Raw genomic sequence first — 17,753 nt, forward strand, 5'->3', positions numbered from 1 at the left:
AAGGCGGATGTGTATGAAAGCATTGCTGAATATTGATTATACGTATGATTTTGTTGCAGATGATGGAAAATTAACGTGCGGAAAGCCAGGCCAGGCTCTTGAAGGAGCGATTGTCGATATAACAGAGCAATTTATCCAAAACGGCGACTATGTTGTTTTTGCGATTGACGTGCATGATGAGCGCGACCCTTATCACCCGGAAACAGGGCTGTTTCCGCCGCATAATATTCGCGGTACGAAAGGGCGCGACCTGTATGGCTCTCTTCAATCCGTGTACGATCAAAACAAAGACCGGGATAACGTCTATTACATGGATAAAACGCGTTACTCTGCTTTTGCCGGAACAGACCTTGATATGAAATTAAAAGCGCGGGAAATTACAGAGGTGCATCTTGTCGGCGTATGTACAGATATATGTATTTTGCATACAGCAGTGGATGCGTACAATAAAGGATACAAAATTGTTGTGTATGATCACGCGGTAGCGTCTTTTAACCAGGCAGGCCATGAATGGGCACTTGGGCATTTTGTAGATACACTTGGCGCCAAAAGGAGGAAAGAATTATGATGAAGCATCCAGATGACAGCTTTATGCTGCATACCGATTTGTATCAAATTAATATGGCGGAAACATATTGGAGAGACGGCATTCACGACCGGAATGCGGTTTTTGATCTTTATTTTCGCCGGCTTCCCTTTGGGAACGGCTATGGCGTTTTCGCTGGTCTCGAGCGCATTATTTCGTTTATCCAAAAATTCGGCTTCACAGACAGCGATATCGACTATTTGCGTAAACTTGGCTACGGAGAAGATTATTTAGCTTTTTTAAAGAATATGAAGTTTACGGGAACGATCCGCTCCATGCAGGAGGGAGAAATCGTTTTTGGAAACGAGCCTATCATGCGGATCAAAGCACCGCTTGCACAGGCGCAGCTGCTTGAAACACTGCTTTTAAATGTGGTGAACTACCAGACCCTTATTGCGACGAAAGCATCACGTATGATGCAGGTTGTAGGTGATGGAACGGCACTTGAATTCGGAACACGGCGGGCGCAGGAAACCGATGCCGCTATTTGGGGAGCACGGGCGGCTTACCTAACTGGTTTTTCAGGCACCAGCAATGTGCGGGCAGGCAAACTGTTCGACATTCCGGTATCCGGAACGCATGCCCATGCTATGGTGCAGGCGTACCAGGATGAACATACAGCATTCACAAAATACGCTGAGACGCATGAGGATTGTGTATTCCTGGTCGATACATATGACACGCTGCGTTCTGGCGTGCCGAATGCAATCCGGGTTGCCAAGGAATTTGGCGATGCCATCAACTTTATTGGTATCCGTCTTGACAGCGGCGACCTTGCGTATTTATCTAAAAAAGCCCGCACGATGCTTGATGAAGCGGGCTTCCCGGATGCGAAAATTATCGCTTCCAATGATCTTGATGAAGAAACGATCATGAGCTTGAATGCACAGGGTGCAAAAATTGATGTGTGGGGCATCGGCACAAAGCTGATTACCGCTTTTGACCAGCCGGCTCTTGGCGCCGTGTTTAAGCTTGTCGCAATTGAGAACAATCAAGGAGAAATGGTGGATACCATTAAAATCTCCGGCAACCCGGAAAAAGTGACAACACCGGGGAAAAAGAACGTTTATCGTATCATTAACAATGCAAATGGAAAAGCGGAAGGAGATTATATCGCACTCCAGGAAGAAAAGCCGCAGGAAGAAAAAAAGCTGAAAATGTTTCATCCTGTTCACACGTATATCAGCAAATTTGTCACTGATTTTACCGCTGTTGATTTGCATAAAGATGTTTTTGTAAACGGAAAGTTTATGTACCATCAGCCGTCGCTTGCCGATATACGAGAACATGTGAAAAAGGGGTTATCGGTTTTATGGGATGAATACAAGCGTCCCATTAATCCAGAACAGTACCCTGTCGATTTAAGTCCAGCCTGCTGGGAGCACAAAATGAAGAAAATTGAAGAAATGATGCCGCCATCTGCGCGTTAAGAAAAAGCCTGCTCTTAAGCAGGCTTTTTTAAGTAGTACATTTTAAGCAGGAGGCAGCGCGCGTATCGTAAAAGTTTGTCCGGTATTTTATGCCAATTATCGTTTCTTTTTACCTATTGACTGGTAAGATTAATAGAAAAGGAGCAAAGGTATATGACAAATAGCCTGATGAATATTGCTTGTGAGTATATTCGTACCTATTTTAAAGAAGCCGCTTTGCAGGAGAAAACACTTGTGTATGTAAGATACACGTTTGAGAAAACCGGTTTTTTTGCGAAGCTGTCCGGCCTTCATTATGACGTTTTCTGGCAAAGAAAGAGGACGGGAGAAAAAGAGCAGCTTATGGTGATCGTAGAGCTGCTTTTTTTAGCACTCGACATTATGGATGATATTCAAGATGGAGACGGACATGAACATCCATGGGGAGAGGTGGATACCGCACAAAATTTAAATATATTGACAGGCCTGCTGATGGTTTGCTTTTTAGAAGTAAACCGTCTGCAGATGGACGAAACGATTAAGGGTGGGGTTCTTCATATGATTCAAGCCAATGTAGTCAAAGCGATCAACGGCCAGGCAGCTGATTTGCAAAATCGCTTGGAAACCGAAGAAGACTACTTAAACATGGTATCTATGAAGTCCGGCTCTTTGATCGAAATAGCCTGCCTGCTCGGAGCGGGAGAGGTAAAGCCTGCCATCGAAAAAGAAATGAAGGTGTACGCCCATTATCTCGGCATTGTTGAGCAGCTTCGAAATGATGTGTACGATCTGTTTCAGCCGGAGAAAAAAAGTGATCTATATCATAAGAAAAAAACATTACCCGTGCTGTTTTGTTTAAACAGCGAACAGTCAAAATACGAAGCAGTAAAAAGGTATTACCAGAGTGGAAGAGAGGAGTCATCAACAGAAGAAGAAAGGGCTGCGGTGCAGTCGCTGCTTATTGAAGGAGATGCCCTTTCCTATTGCAGTGTAATCGAAAAGCTGTATCTTTATAAAATTCGAACCTCTGTCACTCGGATGCCAATCAGTGAAAAACAAAAGAAGCAATTAATGGCGGGCTTATTTTCATAACTTATCTCCATCCTTGAGGATGAATAGGCTGATGCTCAATAGATTCAAAGATAACGGCTAGTTCTGACTCTGAATAGGTTTCGAGCAGACGGCGTTCTTCTTCGCTCCAATTCGAAAGCGATGGTTTTGCCAGCAGCAGCTCGACTAGTTTCATTGTCATATTTCTCTTTCGTCTCCTTTCTTGGTGTATAATGATATATATTACAAAAAATTGAAATAATCGTCACTTATTAAGCAATATGGGGAGAAAACATATGTTAAAACATTATTGGCAGCTGGTTGTTGCTTTTGCCGTTTACATTGTAAGTCACGCTTACCTTATGATAAAAATGGCGGCAGAGAAACAAAGCTTTTCATCGGATATGATCGAGTTATACATACCTGGCTTGTTTTCACTGCTGTCCCTTATTTTAATTGCACCGATTATTGGCAAGCAAACGACATCCGCCCGCCGGTTTATTTTATTCCTGCTTGCAGTGTCCCTCAGCTTGTTTGCTTCTAAAGAGTCTGGTGAAGGAGATCCTGTATCCGTCACCATCTTAACGGTTGCTTTTCAACTGGCTGCTCTTTATTTTCTTCTTTTTGTAGAAGCGATTTTAAAGGAAAAACAGCTTGATCTCGGTTCTCTCTCTGCGTGGCTGTCCGTATTCATGTGGGTAACCCTTTTGTTTATCGGGTTTAATGTTGGCAATTATTTTGTATCGTGGGTCCCATCTTATGTAGTGAATAACAGTATGCTCGTTCACTTTAGTTTTTCTATTTTTGCTGCTTTAGGTATCATCGCCTGGCAATACAATCGGACAGAAAACACGGAGCACAAAAGCTTTTTGAAGTGGATGATGATTGTGCCGGCTATTGCGTTTGTCCCTTTTATTGTGATTTATGTTCTTCCATATGTGGCGGCTGGAGTGGATGGGCTGGATCGAATCGCCGTCTTTTCTCTTTTTGCACTTCCATATGGCTATACACGCCTTTTGATGAACCGTCAGCTGTTTGATTTCGATTTTGTCCTCAGCCGTTTTTTCTACTATAGCGTGCAATCCGTTATTCCGGCTTTTTTATTAGCGGTGATCATATACAGCGTCGCGGGGAAGTTTATCATTCCTTTTGCTGCTGCTCTCTTGATCATGGCTCTTTCTTTTTTAATGAAAGAGCAGTTTGATTTTTTTATTCGGAACAGCTTGTTTCAAGATCGAAAAAATATGGTGCAGGGCATTGAGATTCTAGCAGGGAAGCTGTCGGCTGTCATGAAAACGGATGAGCTGGAGCGTATGTTTGTACTGGAAGTTCTTCATGCCCTGCATCCGTCTGCCTTGTTTATTACCGAAAAAAGAAACGGAGAGTGGCTGATCCGGCACGCGGAAGGAGTGGTTCCGGCTGTACCATCAGAAGCGCATCGCCTGTTAATGGCAAGAGACCGTGAAAAAGGGCTGCTGGTTCATCAGCAGTGGCTTGGCATTCAGCTGTTTGAGCGGTCAGAGCAAAATATTTATCTATGGATTGGTCCGAAAAAAAACGGATTAAGGTGGAATATCAGTGAAAAAGCATGGCTGCTTGCTGGAGTTCCCTATGTCCGGCTCGTAGCCGATAATTTGCAGGTGGCCCAAAAGAAAATGGAGGAATTAGAAGTGCAGGCGATGAATCACTCACCGGGCACGATTCGGCTTCTTTTAGCGATTTCTGAAAAAGAAAGACGGAGGCTCGCTGCTGATCTCCACGACTCAGTGCTCCAGGAGCAGTTCGTTGTACAGCGGAAATTAGAGCGCCTTGCCCGGTCAGAGCATCTGAAACACACGCTTTTAAAAGATGTAAAAGAGATTCAGAGGGACATGAAACAAGTGACTCGCCATATTCGGGAAACGTGCCAGGAGCTGCGTCCGTTTTTTCTTCAGGAGGAAGGGCTGCGCGGTACATTAGAGGAGCTGTTTTCCCGGTTTAAGCTAACATCCGATATTTATTTGCAATGTGATATTGATCTGCCGTCCCATTACAGATCGGACCAGGACAAAGAACTTGCTGTCTATCGGATTGTACAGGAGCTTTTGCATAATGCCCGCAAGCATTCAAAAGCATCCCGTCTGTCTATTTCCGTGTGGGAGGAAAGCGAAACCTTATTTTTGGATTATCTGGATAATGGGATTGGGTTTGACATGAGCTGTATGGATGAGCAGGGAAACCAGATGGGGATATCCGGGATAAAGGAGAGAGTGGCCATGCTTTCAGGATATGTAGAGTGGATGACATCGCCTAACAGCGGTGTGCAGGTTCAAATGACACTGCCGGGGTGGAGAGAATGACACGAATTTTGCTGCTGGATGACCATCAAATTGTCGGGCTGGAAACGAAAAGCATGATTGAAGCGTATTCGGATTTTCAAGTCACATGTGTATCCGATCATCAAACAGCTATTGAGATGAGCGAAAGCGAGCCGTTTGATCTGTACCTGCTCGATATGAATGTTTCTGAAGAAGTGTGTGGTGTAAAGGTAGCCGAAAACATTCGTGAATACCAGCCAGGAGCGAAGATTATTATTTATACGGGATTTGATTATACGAACCGAATCGATTTAATCGTCTCATCTGGTGTTGGCGCCATTATTAATAAAGATGCACCCGCAGCAGAGTTAATGACGGCGATCCATGCTGTGCTCAGCGGGTACGCCATCGTGCCGCTTGCTGCGTTGAAGCGGCTGTCATTAAAACAAAGCAGCAGCCGGTCAGATCAAAAGCAGGATACCTCTTATACATTAACAGAACAAGAGCTTCAACTGCTAACGGCTCTGGCAGGCGGAAAGAAAACCGAGGAGCTGGCAGAACAATTTTTTACAAGCAGCCGGACGATCGAGTACTGGTTGTCCAAGCTATTAAACAAAATGCAGGTACAAACAACGTCTCAAGCTGTTACTGAAGCGGTTCGATACAATCTTATTAGTCTTTAATCTGCACGCTTTCTTGATGGAAGCGTGTTTTTCTTTTGAAAAAATAAAAGACCTGTCCTGCAGGCCTTTTGTCATTCATTATTCGTTTTGCTTGAGCGTTTCTTCTTTTTTGACTGGAAAACGAAGCGTAATCGTTGTTCCTTTTCCTTTTGTGCTTTGTATATCAAGGGAGCCGTCGTGCTGTTTTAAAATACGCTGTGTAATCATAAGGCCAAGCCCTGTCCCGTCTTTTTTTGTTGTGTAAAAAGGAGTGCCCAGCTGCCCGAGCTGTTCATTCGTCATGCCGACGCCTTTATCAGTCACCACTGCTACAGCTTCTCCCTGTACGTTCATATGAACGTCAACCGAAAGGGTCCCGCCGCCCGGCATGGCGTCCATGCTGTTTTTAAACAAGTTAATAAACACCTGTTTCAGCTGGTTTCCATCTCCATGTATAAAAATAGGAGAGGGATCATCAAAGCACTTTTCAATCTGCACATTGCTCATGCTCGCCTGCGGCTGTGATAGGGCAATCGTATCATGAAGAATCTGTATTAAGTTTTGTTCGCCGAAACAAGTGGCCTGCGGCTTTGATAGAATAAGAAACTCGCTAATAATCAAGTTAATTCGGTCAATTTCCTCCAAAACGAGATTGAAATGCTCCTGGTCGAAAAACGATGGCTTCAGCAGCTGAATAAAGCCCCGAATCGTTGTTAAAGGATTACGGATTTCATGGGCAGCGCTGGCAGCCATTTGACCGACAGCAGCGAGTTTTTCAGTGTTAAGCAGCATCTGTTCCGTTTCTTTTCGCTGGGTAATGTCACGGAGCTGCGCGAAGGCACCGGCCAGTGTATCTGTTTGATCGAAAATCGGCAGCGCATCCAGCAAGTACGTTGTTTCACGGCCTGATGTGCTTTTAAATGTTCTTTCAATGTCTGTAGAAGGAAGTCCTTTTGACAGCGCCCGCTCAAGATAATCGCCAACGAATGGGCAGTTCGCAGCCGTTTCGGAGAGCAGTGACTGTTTATCTTGCTTCACCATCCGTTCTGCGGCCTTGTTAACGTTAATAATATTGCCTTCCTTGTCAGAGACAATCAAGCCGCTCGTGGTAGTCTCCATAATAAGCTCATTAAGGAGGCGCAGATTCTCGTTTTGCTTCATTAACTGAAGTTCACGCTCGATGGATTCCTTCATTGTCATAAGCAATGATAGAAAGAGAGGGTGGGCAAAATCAACAGCCGTCATAAATGAAAGTGTGCCGATTTCTTCATTTTGAGTTCTGTTCCAAATAGGGATGCTGTAGCATGCAGCATTATGCAGATAATGATGATAATGCTGCGAGCCGACTATACCGACTGGCTGCTGGTAATCCAGCGCTAGGCAGGCAGAATTAATACCATTGTATTCATTTGTCATTTGAACTCCGTTTTGAATTCCTAGTTTCATAACCATTTCTTTAATGCTGCTGTCCCCAATCATATGAAGAACGTAGCCATGCTTATCCGTTGCTGTGGCAAGAATAGGAATGCCAGGCAGTGAAGCAATAAATTTATCAAAAAAGTACGTAACCGCATGAATGAATTCAGCGTGTTGGCGCTGTCTTGCCGCTAATGCCTCTGCATCTAATATATGGTTAAAAGAAGGAATGCTCTTTGGATCAAGTCCCCTCGCTGCACATTCCTTTTTTAATGTATCAAAACAAATATTGTTTTGCTTCATTTGTTGTTATCTCCTCGCTATTTTCCTTCGTATTCCCATCTATTTCTATTATAAACGAAACAGGCCTATACGAAAGGAGGGAAGGAGAAAACTGGTTTAGGGAAAATATTTTTCTTAAAGCCTGTGATACGCTTGTTCATTGCAGATGATAAATAATGGAGCATGTTGAGGAATATACTCGTCCAGTTTTTCCATAATAGAGAGGTCGTGGCGGCTGGCGACAAGAAGGATCCCTTTTTCATCTAACGCCTGCTTAGCTTCACGATACGTCTGCCAACCAAATGTATTTTCAATCCGGTAAAGATCGTATCCATCACTGCATGTTAACTGACGGATAATCTCACTGGATCCGTTAAACAAAATGGAACGTGCAGCTAAATGAGCTGCTGTATCATTTGGCGTAATAAACTCTTCTACATTTGCATGTGAAAAAGCGGGCAGGTTAGCTGAATCCGCCACTTCGCAAATTGTGTACACATTTTGCTCCTGTCTTTGAGCAGCAGCTTCAATACTTGAAGCGATCAATAGAGTCAGGCCGTCAGCCGTCGAAGCGTTCGGCGCATGATCCGGTGAAAAAATCATAATGGATTTAGCTTTTAAAAAGTTTGCCTGCCGAAGCGTTTGCTCAGAAGCTGGAGCCCCTTTAACAAAATCGACACGTTCATGGAGGAAAGGCGTTTTCGCTTCTGTTTCATCCATAATAATGATGCAGATGTCGGGAAAGGTGTCGAGCAGTTCTAGTAAAGTAATCCGTGCCCGGTTCGTCCAATTAATCAATATAATGTGCTGTTCACGTGTAATCGTCAATCGTCCTTCCTCCTTCAAGCGTTTTCGCGCACTAAGTGTGTCAATGGCTTTTCCGATCAATACGGTCATGAGGCCAATGCCGAATACGTACAGCAGCATGGCAAAAATCTTTCCATAAACAGATACTGGCGATAAGTCACCGTAGCCGACTGTCGCAACGGTTGTCATCGTCCACCATAGTCCGTCAAAAGGGGAAGTGAACGTTTCAGGTTCTATATAATACATAAAAAAGCTGCTGAACAGCACAAGGGACATGGTGGCGAAAAAAAGTGTCCAGCTGCTCATGTGCATGGCTTTAAAGAAAAGTCTTCGAAAAAAAATCATCTGCAGGTTCCTCCTTTCAGAATAAATCTTCTGTATAAGATACGAGTGGAAATAGGACGGCATACTATAAATCGTTTATTTCGCCAATAATCGAGGGCATTCCTCCAAATTCGGTCTATTAACCGATTTACATTTCGGCCAATTGCCGGTATTTTGAACATAATCCATGAAAGCGGGAGGGTAAGAATATGCTGTTTCGAAAAGGAAAGCTGTCTGTCCGAAAGCTGAAAGATAGAGATGAAGGCCGGCTTGTTAAATGGTTATCAGATCCGGTCGTACTGGAATTTTACGAAGGCAGAGACAACCCGTTTGATGCGGAAAAAGTCCGAAAAGAATTTTACACAGACGAAGAGGGACTGGTTCGCGGCATCATTGAATTTGATCAAAATGAGATCGGTTACATTCAATATTATCCACTTGGAGAAGAAGAAAGAGTGTTATATGGCTATGAAGCAGATGAAGTGGTTTATGGAACAGACCAGATGATCGGAGAAGTACATTATTGGAACAAGGGTGTTGGCAAAGTGCTTGTTAAAGCACTAGTAGAGCATTTGATCCATACGAAACAGGCACAAAAAGTGGTAATGGATCCGCAGGAATGGAATGTGCGGGCGATCCGCTGCTATGAAAAATGCGGGTTCCGGAAAGTGAAGCTGCTGCCAGAGCGGGAATGGCACGAAGGAAAATACCATAATTGCTGGCTGTTGGAATATAAAAAATAAAAAGCGGAGCCAGAGGGCCCCGCTTTTTTAATTGATCATTTTATTTGGCGGCGGTGTTATAGTAAGGTCAGCCGGCGGATGAAATTCATTTTCCATCTTAGATACTACAACCGTTGCTACGCCATTTCCGATTAAGTTTGTAATAGCGCGTGCTTCAGACATAAAGCGGTCTACACCAAGAAGAAGGGCGATTCCTTCCACCGGAATCATTGGGAAAGCTGCCAGTGTAGCGGCTAGTGTAATAAATCCAGAGCCTGTTACGCCGGCCGCGCCTTTAGAAGTCAGCATCAATACGCCAAGCAGTGTCAGCTCCTGCCAAATCGTTAAATCTACTCCGTAAGCCTGGGCGATAAAGATCGCGGCCATAGAAAGATAGATTGAAGTGCCATCCAGGTTAAACGAGTAGCCAGTCGGCACAACCAGCCCGACAACCGGCTTTGAACAGCCGTAATCTTCAAGCTTTTTCATTAGCTTTGGCAGGGCAGATTCAGAAGAAGATGTTCCAAGAACAAGTAAAATTTCCTCTTTAATATACGCGATAAATTTAAAAATGTTGAATCCGTAGAATTTGGCAATACCGCCTAAGATGACGATAACGAAAAGAGCACATGTAATGTATACACCCAGCATCAGCTGGCCAAGTGACACGAGGGAGCCAAGTCCAAATTTTCCAATTGTGTAAGCCATCGCTCCGAATGCAGCGATTGGAGAAACCTTCATAATCATGTTGACGATTCCAAAGAAAATATCTGTTAAGCGTTCAAACAAGTCTACAACCGGTTTGCCGCGCTCTCCAAGAGCGGCCAGTGAAAGGCCGAAGAAAATCGCAAAGAACAAGATTGGCAGCAATTCGCCGCCTGCAAGAGCAGCCATTGCATTGTCAGGCACGATTCCAAGAACAAAATCCATAAAGCTGTGACTGGATTCTTCTGCTCCTTTTGTATATTCAGAAATATCACCGCCATCTACAGAACCAGTATTAAAACCTGAACCCGGCTGAAGAAGGTTGACGACTAAGATACCGATTGCTAAAGCAAAAGTGGTTACGATTTCAAAATACAAAAGGGCTTTTCCGCCGATCCGGCCAACTTTCTTTAAATCACCCATGCTGCCGATTCCAATGACAACTGTGAGGAAGATAATCGGTGCGATGACCATTTTAATCATTTTAATAAAAATGTCCGCCAGTACTTTCAGCTGCTCCCCGAAAGCAGGAAAAGCCAAGCCTACTGCGATCCCTAGAAGAATACCGATGATAACACGAACCGTTAAGTTATTTAACGCTTTCTTCATATGAAAACCTCCTTTAATAAATTTGATAGCGTTTTCATTTCCTTGATAGAATCATATCAGACTCCAACAGGAATAAATATTTTTGGTTTTAATGGTTTTTTTGGTCTTTTTGGTCAAAAAAAGAACGCTTATTCAGCGTTCTTCATCAGGAGGAAATTGAATTCGTTTGATTAAGTCAGAGCCGACTTCGTTTTCAACCTGTTGATACAAAGGGTTGAAAAGACGAAGCCACTTTTTCTGCTGTTCGGCTGTCAAGAAATGAATAGTAATCGGAGAAGTCCGCTTAATTTCTTCGAGCTGCTCCGCATTCATCTGGCCTGCTTTTTTCATGTTCCACTCGGTCGTTTCGTTCATGGCTTCCGTGATCTTTTCCTGAATTTCCTTTGGAAGCTCGTCCCAAAATTCCTGATTAATCATGACTGCGTAACCAAGATAGCCGTGGTTGCTGATCGTCAGATGCCTTTGTACTTTATAAAGTCGTTTAGAATAAATATTGGAAATCGTGTTTTCCTGCCCGTCAATTTGTCCGGATTCAAGCGCCTGATACACATCGTTGAACGGCATGACGGCAGTATCGGCTTCCAAAAGACGAAACTGTTCCGCGATAATTGGACCTGGCATTACACGAAATGTCTGGCCGCGAAAATCATCCGGCTCAAGCAGCGCATTTTGGCTGCTGGTCATCTGCTTAAATCCGTTCACCCAAAAGCTAAGCCCCTTCACCTGCGGATCCTGGATCATCGAAAGAAGCTCTTTGCTCGTTTGTCCGGTAAATACCGCTTCCGCCTGGCTTTCACGCTTGAAAATAAACGGAAGATCGAGTACCTTCCATTGGGGAACGGTATCAATCAGCTTCGGGAATGAAGCCGCTATCATTTCTACTTTTCCGTTTTGCAGCGCTTCATATTCATTATCATCCGAATAAAGAATACCGTTCGGATAAATTTCAACTTTCACCTGGCCTTTTGTTTTTTCTTCTACAAGATCGGCAAATTTCCGAACTGTCAATCCTTTTGGCGTGTTTTCCGCTACTACATGCGAAAAGCGAATCGTAATGCTTGTCCCGAGCTTTTCCTGTTCATCATCATATGAAAGCAATTGTGTTTTGGCGGCTTCATTGTATTGGTAAAAATAATAGCCGGTCAGTATAAGGAGAGTAAAAAGGCAGAAGCTGATGTATTTGGCCATAGGCACCACCTGTTTTAAACATCTTTTTTCTTATCATATCACGTTTTGACCGTCCGGTTTGTTTTCTTTAACATGGTAAAATACATATACACGAGAATCTTTTAGAATGGCGGCGTTATGAATGGTGCGTATTCCAATTCAGTGGAAAATAACAGGGCTGATCATATTTATACTTCTTTTCTCTTTTTTTGCACTTGGCATTGCCCTAACCGGCAATTATCTTCAGACGAGAGAGAGCGAGCTGCGGGACCGGGCCATTTTAACGGCACGCACAGTCGCTGAACTGCCTGGTGTACCGGGCGAACTCGCTTCGTCGGGCAGTGTCACGGAAGAAGCGGTGGAGGCAGTGGAAGAACTGCGGGTAATTAATGGAGCGGATTATATCGTTATTTTAAACATGAACCGTATCAGGCTTACTCATCCGATCAACAGCCAGATTGGTAAGGTATCGGAAGGGGAAGATGAAGGGCCTGCTTTTGCTGAGCATGCATATGTATCAAGAGGAAAAGGTGAAACGGGTACGATGATCCGGGCCTTTGTGCCAATCATGGATGCATCACACAATCAAGTTGGCGTTGTAATCGCAGGATACAAACTGCCAGAAATTGTAGATATGCTGCTGTCTGTAAAAAAAGAGATATTCATTGCGACTGGTATCGCATTGTTTATTGCCCTGTGGGGAGCGTATATGATGGCAAGGGACATCAAGCGGCAGATGTTTCAGCTTGAGCCGCATGAAATTGCACAGCTCGTTGTGGAAAGAACCGAAGCATTCAATGCGATGCATGAAGGAATCATCGCAATTGACAGGGATGAACAGATTACTATCTTTAATCATAAAGCAAAAGAAATGCTTGGTATCAGTGGAGAAGTGATTGGCCGCAAGATCAGGGACGTGCTTCCGGATACCTACTTGCCGGAAATTCTTATGCTGGACCGTCCTATTTTAAATAAGCAGCTGCATATAAGCGATAGAGTCATTGTCTCCAATCGGATTCCCATTCGGGTAAAAAAAGTTACCGTTGGGGCCATTGCCATCTTCCAGGATCGAACACAGGTCACAAAGCTTGCGGAAGAGCTGACCGGAGTGAAGGCTTTTGTGAGTGCCCTCCGTGTGCAAAACCATGAGCATATGAACAAGCTTCACACGATTGCCGGCTTGATTCAGCTCGGGAACCGGGAAAAAGCGCTGGAATATGTGTTTCAAGTATCGGAGGAGCAGGAAGAATTAACCCGTTTTTTAACAAAGAACATCCGCGATGACAGCGTGTCGGGGCTGCTGCTCAGCAAAGTAAGCCGGGGAAAAGAACTTGGGGTTCAGGTGACCATTGACCGAAACAGCTCACTGCATACGTTTCCGCCCCACATGGATCATCATGATTTTGTACTCATACTTGGCAATTTGATTGAAAATGCTTTTGACTCGTTTGAAGATCCTAAAGAAGACAATGAAATTTATGTAAGTATTCAGCAAACAAGTGATATTGTTTCGCTTTTAGTTGAAGACAACGGGTCGGGGATCAAGGAAGAAGATCAGCCATTCATCTTTAAACAGGGTTTTTCAACGAAAGCGCATACAGGAAGAGGGATTGGCCTGCATTTAGTGAGCGAAATCACCGCTAAAGGAAGTGGGCGCATTCATATTGAGTCTGCGCCGGGTGAAGGAACAACTTTTTCTCTTGTATTTCCAATGAACCCAAAAAAGGATAGGGGGACTGAAATGTGATCAAGGTGCTGCTTATTGAAGATGATTTAATGGTTCAAGAAGTAAACAAGGAGTTTATCAACAAAGTAGACGGATTTGAGGTAATCGGCATTGCGGGCAACGGAAGAGAAGGAATGGAGCTGATCCGCCGCTTGTCTCCGGATCTTATTATTATTGATTTATATATGCCGTTAATGGGCGGGCTAGAGACGCTTCATTTACTGCGGCAGGAAAACATTCAAGTAGACGTAATTGTGATCACGGCCGCAAGTGATATAGATACCGTCCGCCAGGTGATCCAGCACGGCGCATTTGATTATATTATGAAGCCGTTTAAATTTGAGCGGATGAAGCAGGCACTTGAACATTATCAATCTGTGCAAAATCGATTAAGTGAAAAAGGAAGAATCAGCCAGGAAGAGCTTGACAGCCTTTTGTTTCAAAAAGCAGGCGGACCGGATGAAGCGGAGCAGCTTCCGAAAGGACTGAATGCTGTTACATTGCAAAAAATTGTTTCGCACTTGCAGAAAACGGACAAGCCTTTGTCAGCGGAAGAAGTCGCAGAAGGAGTGGGTGCTGCCCGGGTTACCGTGCGCCGCTACTTAGATTATTTAGAGAAAAGCGGAAAGGTGAAAATTGATATTCAATACGGCGTGATTGGCCGGCCTATCAACCGTTATAAGCTGGCATAACCTGATGCGCCGAATTCTTTTCATAATGATACAATAGAAGCAAACAAAAAGAATGGAGTTCCTTTGTATGCTTCGAGCGATGAACATATTTTTAACGCGGTGGATGCCGCTTTTAACACCTGTGAGTGTTCTTGCCGGCGTTTTATTAGCGGAATGGATTCACTCATGGGTTTTTATTGTGCCATGGGTCTTTGCTTTTATGACGTTTACCGGCAGTTTAAATTCAAATTTTCGGATGCTGCATCGTACGATGACTCATCCGTTTCCTGTTTTTCTAGCGCTTGTGATTCTTCACATGATTACGCCGCTGTTTGCCTGGACGGCCGGACATCTTTTATTTCCTGATGATCCGCTGATTGTTACAGGCTTTACACTTGCGCTTGTGATTCCGACCGGAATTACAAGTGTAATCTGGGTAACGATGTACCGGGGCAGCGTACCGCTTGCGCTTGTGATTATTTTACTTGATACGATTCTGTCACCCATTATCGTGCCGTTCAGCATGTCTGTGCTGGCCGGAAGTAAAGTGGAAATGGATGTTTTCGAGATGATGAGCGGGCTGTTTTGGATGATTGTACTGCCGTCTTTGCTTGGCATGCTCGTGAACGAGTGGGTAAAATCAGAAAAAGCAAGCCGGATCAGCCAGACGCTGTCCCCTTTTTCAAAGTTGTCGCTTCCACTTGTTATTGCGATTAACAGTGCTGTGGTCGCCCCTTATTTACGTGATATTGATTTGAAATTTATTCAGATTCTCACGACTATTTTATTTGTCGTGTTGTGCGGTTATCTGCTTTCCTGGGCCCTTGCCGTGGCGTGCAGACAGCCGCATGAAACCATCGTGACGCTTATTTACACAGGCGGTATGCGCAATATCAGCGCAGGTGCCGTCATCGCCGTTAATTTTTTTCCGCCGCAGGCAGCAGTGCCGGTTGTGGTATGCATGCTCTTTCAGCAAATGCTCGCGGCATTTCATGGGTTTCTGCTTAAAAGAGCATACCCTAGGGAGGTCAGGGCATGAGAAAAGGAAGATGGAAGCTGCAGACCGTTATTATTGCTTTTGTTTGTGCAGTCGTTGCTTTTTCTCTGCTTGTCACAGATATTTTAGTTACAAAAACCGTTACCGATTCGGTTGAAGCAGGACAAGCAGAAAAAGCGCAAAGTGCATCGCGCATGGTGGCGCATACGCCGCTTGTCGCTCAGGCGCTTACAGGCGCACGAAGTGAAGAGGACATTCAAGCCTTTGCTAGCGATATTCGCAGGGAAACCGGTGTTCAGTTTGTTGTTGTCATGGATATGAATGGGGTACGCAAGTCGCATCCAGACCCCGATAAAATCGGCCAGCCTTTTACCGGTGGTGATGAGGAACATGTACTCGCCGGTGAGGAATATGTGTCTACAGCTGAAGGGACACTGGGACCCTCTGTCCGCTCGTTTACCCCTGTCTTCGATCAAGATGGGAAACAAGTTGGGGCAGTGGCCGTCGGCATTTCATTGGAAAGTGTTCAAAATGCGGTTGCCAGCAGCCGAAACAATATTCTGGCAGGAACAGCTGCTGGTATTTTGGCTGGTGTTCTCGGCGCTGTACTGCTGGCTCGTTACATCAAAAAAGTGCTGCTTGGCCTGGAGCCTTTTGCGATTGCCCGGCTCGTTGAAGAACGTGATGCCATCCTTCAATCCGTGCATGAAGGCATTATTGCAGTGGACCGCGATTCGACGATTACGCTCATGAACAGGGCAGCCATGTCCCTTTTTAAAGAGGGGAAAACAGAATCGATTCCGCTTCATTCTCTGCAGCGCGTAATGGAAACAGAGCAGCAGGAAATTGACAGGGAGCAGCGGATCAATGGGGTTGAGCTTCTCGTAAACAGCGTACCGATTCACGTGGATGGAATGCTTGCCGGAGCAGTTGCTACATACCGTGATAAAACAGAAGTGAAACTGCTGGCGGAGCAGCTGACAGGGGTTCGTTTATACGCAGACGCACTTCGGGCGCAGACACATGAATTCATGAACAAGCTTCATGTAATCCTGGGAATGGTTCAAATGAAGTCATACGAGGAGCTTGCCTTGTTTATTCAAGAGACGGTTGATTTTAAAAGCAATGAGATTCAAATGATGACAGAAAAAATAAAAGATCCGGTACTGGCCGGCTTTCTCGTCGGCAAGCTAAGCTATGCGCGTGAATCAGGTGCTTCTTTGCACCTGAAAAGCGATTTTCCGATTCCGCAGCCGGAAGATCCAGCGCTTACACATGATTTGATTACGGTCGTTGGCAATTTAATTGATAATGCGATCGACGCGGTACAAAAAAGCCGGAAAAAAATCATTCATGTTGCGTTCAGCTATGGAGATGATATTCTAACAGTCGAAGTCGCCGACTCCGGTACCGGCATTGAAGAAGAAAAACAGCATCTCTTATTTGAAAAAGGGTTTTCGACGAAAGGAGCCGGCCGCGGGATTGGGCTGTCACTAGTGCAAGATATTCTTGCCCAGCGGGACGGTGAGTTTGATTTGTTATCAGAACCAGGCAAAGGAACAAAATTAACCGTTTATATACCATTCCAGGAGAAAGGAGAGGAAAGGAAAGCATGATACGCGTTTTATTAGTAGAAGACGAACAGCGGGTGGCTGCTCTGCACGCAAAGTATGTAGAAAGCATCAGCGGGTTTTCACTAGCCGCATCGGCTGGAACCGTGGAAGAAGCTATTTCGGTTATAGAAAACCAGGAAATTGATCTTATTCTGCTCGATATTTTCATGCCGGGTCCACACGGATTATCATTGCTTACGTATGTAAGGGAAAAGGAAAAAGAAATAGATGTAATCGTCATATCTGCTGCTTCCGATATGGAACGGGTACAAAAAGCGATTCGCTATGGCGCAGTTGATTATTTAATTAAACCGTTTCAATTTGACCGGTTTGAAGAAGCATTAAAAGAATATCGTGATAAACGAGCATTTATGACACAATCTCGCCAGGTCAGCCAGGAAGAATTGGACCGCCAGCTGCTTGGCAGGGGAGAACAGGATATGCCGAAGGATATTCCAAAAGGGCTGACGAAAGCTACACTCAATCAAGTGTGGGAAGAGATTCAAAAAATAGAGGATGCTTTTTCAACAGAAGACATTGTTAAAAGAGTTGGCATTTCCGGTGTGTCTGCACGCAAGTATTTAAAGTTTCTCGCAGATATCGAAGTGCTTGATGTAAGGGTGGTTTATGGCACGGTAGGACGCCCGGTTTATCAGCATACACGCAACTTTTCCAAGGAGTATATAATGAAAAACTTTCTGTAAGCAGTT

At 44.5% G+C, this 17,753-nt stretch carries 16 protein-coding genes; 11 read left to right on the forward strand and 5 right to left on the reverse strand.

What is annotated here, in order from left to right; all coding sequences use genetic code 11:
- Nucleotides 1-7: 7 nt before the first annotated feature.
- The 3 genes from M3221_RS18725 to M3221_RS18735 all read left to right on the forward strand — a co-directional run bounded on the left by M3221_RS18725 (nt 8) and on the right by M3221_RS18735 (nt 3,087).
- Entirely contained in the window at nt 8-568 is a 561-nt protein-coding gene (locus tag M3221_RS18725) for a cysteine hydrolase family protein (protein WP_251273246.1), read from the forward strand.
- Nucleotides 565-2,016: a nicotinate phosphoribosyltransferase gene (locus M3221_RS18730; protein ID WP_251273247.1), complete on the forward strand. Its 1,452-nt coding sequence runs from the start codon at nt 565-567 to the stop codon at nt 2,014-2,016. Before M3221_RS18725 ends, M3221_RS18730 begins: the two co-directional genes overlap by 4 nt.
- A gap of 153 nt (nt 2,017-2,169) precedes the next feature.
- Complete coding sequence (locus M3221_RS18735; RefSeq protein WP_251273248.1) at nt 2,170-3,087, forward strand: polyprenyl synthetase family protein; 918 nt, start codon at nt 2,170-2,172, stop codon at nt 3,085-3,087.
- A 1-nt stretch (nt 3,088) separates the two neighbouring features.
- Here the strand turns inward: M3221_RS18735 and M3221_RS18740 are convergent, their stop codons facing one another.
- A complete protein-coding gene (locus M3221_RS18740) occupies nt 3,089-3,247 on the reverse strand; it encodes a hypothetical protein (protein WP_251273249.1) in 159 nt (52 codons plus the stop codon).
- 94 nt (nt 3,248-3,341) lie between these two features.
- Between M3221_RS18740 and M3221_RS18745 the strand changes: the two genes are divergently transcribed.
- A complete protein-coding gene (locus M3221_RS18745) occupies nt 3,342-5,384 on the forward strand; it encodes a sensor histidine kinase (protein ID WP_251273250.1) in 2,043 nt (680 codons plus the stop codon).
- Entirely contained in the window at nt 5,381-6,025 is a 645-nt protein-coding gene (locus M3221_RS18750) for a response regulator transcription factor (protein ID WP_251273251.1), read from the forward strand. Before M3221_RS18745 ends, M3221_RS18750 begins: the two co-directional genes overlap by 4 nt.
- Before the next feature lie 78 nt (nt 6,026-6,103).
- Here the strand turns inward: M3221_RS18750 and M3221_RS18755 are convergent, their stop codons facing one another.
- Nucleotides 6,104-7,723, reverse strand: a complete 1,620-nt coding sequence (locus M3221_RS18755) for an ATP-binding protein (protein ID WP_251273252.1) — start codon at nt 7,721-7,723, stop codon at nt 6,104-6,106.
- A gap of 114 nt (nt 7,724-7,837) precedes the next feature.
- A complete protein-coding gene (locus tag M3221_RS18760) occupies nt 7,838-8,854 on the reverse strand; it encodes a potassium channel family protein (RefSeq protein ID WP_251273253.1) in 1,017 nt (338 codons plus the stop codon).
- A gap of 188 nt (nt 8,855-9,042) precedes the next feature.
- Between M3221_RS18760 and M3221_RS18765 the strand changes: the two genes are divergently transcribed.
- Nucleotides 9,043-9,576, forward strand: a complete 534-nt coding sequence (locus M3221_RS18765; protein WP_251273254.1) for a GNAT family N-acetyltransferase — start codon at nt 9,043-9,045, stop codon at nt 9,574-9,576.
- Nucleotides 9,577-9,603: 27 nt separating this feature from the next.
- Here M3221_RS18765 and M3221_RS18770 read toward each other — a convergent pair whose 3' ends face one another.
- Together M3221_RS18770 and M3221_RS18775 are read right to left on the reverse strand one after the other, a co-directional pair.
- Complete coding sequence (locus M3221_RS18770) at nt 9,604-10,869, reverse strand: dicarboxylate/amino acid:cation symporter (RefSeq protein ID WP_242235352.1); 1,266 nt, start codon at nt 10,867-10,869, stop codon at nt 9,604-9,606.
- A gap of 132 nt (nt 10,870-11,001) precedes the next feature.
- On the reverse strand, nt 11,002-12,057 hold the full coding sequence (locus M3221_RS18775; protein ID WP_251273255.1) for a DctP family TRAP transporter solute-binding subunit: 1,056 nt from the start codon (nt 12,055-12,057) through the stop codon (nt 11,002-11,004).
- A gap of 121 nt (nt 12,058-12,178) precedes the next feature.
- On the opposite strand from M3221_RS18775, the gene M3221_RS18780 reads away from it, so the two are divergent.
- The 5 genes from M3221_RS18780 (at nt 12,179) to M3221_RS18800 (ending at nt 17,747) form a co-directional block, all read left to right on the forward strand.
- Complete coding sequence (locus M3221_RS18780; protein ID WP_251273256.1) at nt 12,179-13,783, forward strand: ATP-binding protein; 1,605 nt, start codon at nt 12,179-12,181, stop codon at nt 13,781-13,783.
- Complete coding sequence (locus M3221_RS18785) at nt 13,780-14,454, forward strand: response regulator (protein ID WP_311316152.1); 675 nt, start codon at nt 13,780-13,782, stop codon at nt 14,452-14,454. The genes M3221_RS18780 and M3221_RS18785 overlap by 4 nt, the downstream gene beginning before the upstream one ends.
- 67 nt (nt 14,455-14,521) lie before the next feature.
- A complete protein-coding gene (locus tag M3221_RS18790; protein WP_251273257.1) occupies nt 14,522-15,472 on the forward strand; it encodes a bile acid:sodium symporter family protein in 951 nt (316 codons plus the stop codon).
- Nucleotides 15,469-17,046 (forward strand): DcuS/MalK family sensor histidine kinase, encoded by a 1,578-nt coding sequence (gene dcuS, locus M3221_RS18795; RefSeq protein ID WP_251273258.1) that lies wholly within the window; start codon nt 15,469-15,471, stop codon nt 17,044-17,046. Before M3221_RS18790 ends, dcuS begins: the two co-directional genes overlap by 4 nt.
- The gene (locus M3221_RS18800) at nt 17,043-17,747 is read left to right on the forward strand and encodes a response regulator (RefSeq protein ID WP_251273259.1); all 705 of its coding nucleotides are present in this window, start codon (nt 17,043-17,045) and stop codon (nt 17,745-17,747) included. Before dcuS ends, M3221_RS18800 begins: the two co-directional genes overlap by 4 nt.
- The last annotated feature ends 6 nt before the right edge of the window (nt 17,748-17,753 follow it).

Origin of the sequence: Domibacillus indicus, from assembly GCF_023715895.1 — a bacterium.
GTDB classification, from domain to species: Bacteria; Bacillota; Bacilli; order Bacillales; family Domibacillaceae; genus Domibacillus; species Domibacillus indicus_A.

What these genes read in the sequence shown, in the direction of transcription:
- M3221_RS18800 (WP_251273259.1), top strand. Translation starts at nt 17,043, where the DNA reads ATGATACGCGTTTTATTAGTAGAAGACGAACAGCGGGTGGCTGCTCTG.
- M3221_RS18725 (WP_251273246.1), top strand. Translation starts at nt 8, where the DNA reads ATGTGTATGAAAGCATTGCTGAATATTGATTATACGTATGATTTTGTT.
- M3221_RS18745 (WP_251273250.1), top strand. Translation starts at nt 3,342, where the DNA reads ATGTTAAAACATTATTGGCAGCTGGTTGTTGCTTTTGCCGTTTACATT.
- M3221_RS18790 (WP_251273257.1), top strand. Translation starts at nt 14,522, where the DNA reads ATGCTTCGAGCGATGAACATATTTTTAACGCGGTGGATGCCGCTTTTA.
- M3221_RS18740 (WP_251273249.1), bottom strand. Translation starts at nt 3,247, where the DNA reads ATGACAATGAAACTAGTCGAGCTGCTGCTGGCAAAACCATCGCTTTCG.
- M3221_RS18750 (WP_251273251.1), top strand. Translation starts at nt 5,381, where the DNA reads ATGACACGAATTTTGCTGCTGGATGACCATCAAATTGTCGGGCTGGAA.
- M3221_RS18770 (WP_242235352.1), bottom strand. Translation starts at nt 10,869, where the DNA reads ATGAAGAAAGCGTTAAATAACTTAACGGTTCGTGTTATCATCGGTATT.
- M3221_RS18775 (WP_251273255.1), bottom strand. Translation starts at nt 12,057, where the DNA reads ATGGCCAAATACATCAGCTTCTGCCTTTTTACTCTCCTTATACTGACC.
- M3221_RS18735 (WP_251273248.1), top strand. Translation starts at nt 2,170, where the DNA reads ATGACAAATAGCCTGATGAATATTGCTTGTGAGTATATTCGTACCTAT.
- M3221_RS18755 (WP_251273252.1), bottom strand. Translation starts at nt 7,723, where the DNA reads ATGAAGCAAAACAATATTTGTTTTGATACATTAAAAAAGGAATGTGCA.
- M3221_RS18730 (WP_251273247.1), top strand. Translation starts at nt 565, where the DNA reads ATGATGAAGCATCCAGATGACAGCTTTATGCTGCATACCGATTTGTAT.
- M3221_RS18760 (WP_251273253.1), bottom strand. Translation starts at nt 8,854, where the DNA reads ATGATTTTTTTTCGAAGACTTTTCTTTAAAGCCATGCACATGAGCAGC.
- M3221_RS18780 (WP_251273256.1), top strand. Translation starts at nt 12,179, where the DNA reads ATGGTGCGTATTCCAATTCAGTGGAAAATAACAGGGCTGATCATATTT.
- dcuS (WP_251273258.1), top strand. Translation starts at nt 15,469, where the DNA reads ATGAGAAAAGGAAGATGGAAGCTGCAGACCGTTATTATTGCTTTTGTT.
- M3221_RS18765 (WP_251273254.1), top strand. Translation starts at nt 9,043, where the DNA reads ATGCTGTTTCGAAAAGGAAAGCTGTCTGTCCGAAAGCTGAAAGATAGA.